This window comes from Mesorhizobium sp. M7A.F.Ca.CA.002.09.1.1 (assembly GCF_003998555.1).
Classification (GTDB): domain Bacteria; phylum Pseudomonadota; class Alphaproteobacteria; order Rhizobiales; family Rhizobiaceae; genus Mesorhizobium; species Mesorhizobium ciceri.
Map to the genome: position 1 here is coordinate 1 of NZ_RZRR01000671.1, position 3,203 is coordinate 3,203.

Below are 3,203 nucleotides of genomic sequence, written 5' to 3' on the forward strand. Positions count from 1 at the left end.
CGAACTGTCGGGCGGCCAGCGCCAGCGTGTCGGCATTGCGCGCGCGCTGGCGCTGTCGCCGAAATTCGTGCTGGCCGACGAGATCGTCTCGGGCCTCGACGTCTCGACGCAGGCGCAGATCCTCACCCTGCTGGAGGAGCTTGCCGCGGAGATGGGGCTGACCGTCGCTTTCATCAGCCACGATCTGTCGGTCATCCGGCGGCTGTGCCGGCAGGTGATCGTCATGCGCGAAGGCGTGATCGTCGAAGCGAGCGCCACCGACACCTTGTTCGACAAGCCGCGGCAAAGCTACACGCGCGATCTCATCGCGGCCATTCCGCTGCCCGAGATCGATGCGAGCTGGCTCGACATTCCTTCCGCAGCCAAGCCGCCGACATGAATGCATACGCACGCCGACGAGCGGGCCTCGGACGTGCGACCACAAAGACCAAGTCCCGCCAAATGGAGAGGACTGACATGAAGACCACAATCGCAATTGCAACGCTCGCCGCCGCGATGCTCGGCAGCGCCGGCATGGCCTCGGCGGATTCGATCCCGGGCATGCGCGGCCACGACCACACCGGGATCACGGTTCCCGACATGAAGCAGGCGGTCGACTTCTTCACCGAAGTGGTCGGCTGCAAGAAGGCGATGTCGTTCGGCCCGTTCGCCGACGACAAGGGCACCTTCATGCAGGATCTCCTGGGCGTCGATCCGAAGGCGGTGATCGAAGAGGTCACCATGGTGCGTTGTGGCTACGGCTCGAACATCGAGCTGTTCAAATACACAGCACCGGACCAGAAGGACCTGACGCCAAAGAACAGCGACATCGGCGGCTTCCACATCGCCTTCTATGTCGACGACGTCGCCGCTGCCAAAGCCTATCTCGACGGCAAGGGCGTCAAGACACGCTTGGGACCATTGCCGGTCAAGGAAGGACCCGCCGCCGGCCAGACCATCCTCTATTTCCAGGCGCCCTGGGGGCTGCAACTGGAAGCGATCAGCTATCCCGACGGGATGGCCTATGAGAAGGGCGCCGAGACGGTGTTGTGGAGCCCGAAGAGCCCGGAAAAGTGATCGGCAGCGCGCTTGCGCGATGACACGCAGGCGCGCTTTCGCCATGTCAGGACGATCGTTCTGATATGAAACTTTAAGCTTGAAATATCTTATCGCCGGCGCGATACTGAACTCCAGCAAGCGAAGAGGAGATCGCACAGATGAAGGTTGCGGTTCTCGGCGGCGGACCAGCCGGCCTCTACTTTGCCATTTCGATGAAACTGAGGGACGCCGCCCACGATGTGACGGTGTTCGAGCGCAACCGCGCCGACGACACGTTCGGCTGGGGCGTCGTGCTGTCGGCCGAAACGCTCGACAATCTGTCGAAAAACGATCCGGTCAGCGCCGTCTGGATCAAGAAGCACTTTGCCTACTGGGACGACATCGCCGTCATTCATGACGGCGTGCGCACGGTCTCGTCAGGGCACGGTTTCTGCGGCATCGGCCGCAAGCGGCTGCTGGTCCTGCTGCAGCGCCGGGCGCGTGAACTCGGCGTCAAGCTGATGTTCGAGACCGACATCGCCGATCCCAAGCCTTACATGGAGACGCACGATCTGGTCGTCGCTGCCGACGGCCTGAACTCCAGGGCGCGCAACAGTTTCGTCGACATCTTCAAGCCCGACATCGACACCCGCAAATGCAAGTTCGTCTGGCTCGGCACCAACCAGAAATTCGACGACGCCTTCACCTTCATCTTCGAGAAAACCGAGCATGGCTGGGTGTGGGCCCACGCCTACCAGTTCGACAGCGACACCGCGACCTTCATCGTCGAGTGCAGCGAGCAGACCTGGGCTGCCTTCGGCTTCGGTGCGATGTCGCAGCAGGAATCGATCGCCGTTTGTGAGCGGATCTTCGAAAAACATCTCGGCGGCCACGCCTTGATGACGAATGCCAACCATATCCGCGGTTCGGCCTGGATCAATTTCCCGCGCGTGCTGTGCGAGCGCTGGTCTTACAAGAATCTCGCGCTGATGGGCGATGCAGCGGCATCGGCGCATTTCTCGATCGGCTCCGGCACCAAGCTGGCACTGGAAAGTGCTGTGGCGCTGGCCGAATATGTCGAAACTGAGCCGGACCTGGATGCCGCCTTCCGCAGATATGAGGATGCCCGCCGCACCGAGGTGCTCAAGCTGCAATCGGCGGCGCGCAATTCGCTGGAATGGTTCGAGGAGGTCGAGCGCTATCTCGGCCTCGATCCGGTGCAGTTCAACTATTCGCTTTTGACCCGCTCGCAGCGTATCAGCCACGAGAATCTGCGACTGCGCGATGCCGAATGGCTTGAAAGCGCGGAAGAATGGTTCCAGCGCCAGGCGGGCGCCGGCGGCAACAGCCTGCGCCGCGCGCCGATGTTCGCGCCGTTCAAGCTGCGCGACATGAGGCTGCAGAACCGCGTCGTCGTTTCGCCGATGGCGCAGTACAAGGCTGTCGACGGCTGCCCGACCGACTGGCATTTCACGCATTATGCCGAGCGGGCCAAGGGTGGCGCCGGTCTCATCTATATCGAGATGACCTGCGTCAGCCCGGAAGGGCGCATCACGCCCGGCTGTCCCGGCTTCTACGCGCCCGAGCATGAGGTGGCGTGGAAGCGGCTGGTCGATTTCGTCCACACCGAGACCGAGGCCAAGATCTGCGCCCAGATCGGCCATTCCGGCGCCAAGGGCTCGACCCGGCTCGGCTGGGAGGGCACTGACGTGCCGTTGGTCTCAGGCAACTGGCCGGTGATGGCGGCTTCGGCCGTTGCGTGGTCGCCGCAGAATCAGGTTCCGAAGGCGATGAACCGCGCCGACATGGACCGCGTGCGCGACGAATTCGTCGCTTCGGCCGAGATGGCCGATCGCTGCGGCTTCGACATGCTCGAAATCCACGCCGCGCATGGCTATCTCTTGTCGTCCTTCATCACGCCGGTCACCAACCGGCGCACGGATGAATATGGCGGTTCGCTGGACAATCGCATGCGCTATCCCCTCGAAATCTTCCGCGCGGTGCGCGCCGCCTGGCCGGCGGAGAAGCCGATCTCGATGCGCATTTCCGCCAATGACTGGGTCGGCATCGAGGGCGTGACGCCGGCCGACGCGGTCGAGATCGCGCGGCTGCTGCATGAGGCCGGCGTCGACATCTGCGATGTCTCGGCAGGCCAGACCTCGGCACTGGCCAAGCCTGTCTATGGC

The 3,203-nt window shown here is 63.1% G+C and carries 3 protein-coding genes; all 3 read left to right on the forward strand.

Annotated elements, in window-relative coordinates:
• On the forward strand, window positions 1-379 hold a 379-nt coding region (locus EN994_RS24220; RefSeq protein ID WP_164746132.1), incomplete at its 5' end, for an ABC transporter ATP-binding protein.
• 77 nt (window positions 380-456) lie between these two features.
• The gene (locus EN994_RS24225; protein WP_063169949.1) at window positions 457-1,056 is read left to right on the forward strand and encodes a VOC family protein; all 600 of its coding nucleotides are present in this window, start codon (window positions 457-459) and stop codon (window positions 1,054-1,056) included.
• A gap of 140 nt (window positions 1,057-1,196) precedes the next feature.
• On the forward strand, window positions 1,197-3,203 hold a 2,007-nt coding region (locus EN994_RS24230), incomplete at its 3' end, for a bifunctional salicylyl-CoA 5-hydroxylase/oxidoreductase (RefSeq protein WP_127307858.1).

Excerpts from the sequence above, each read along its gene's own strand:
- EN994_RS24225 (WP_063169949.1), top strand. The coding sequence starts at position 457 with ATGAAGACCACAATCGCAATTGCAACGCTCGCCGCCGCGATGCTCGGC.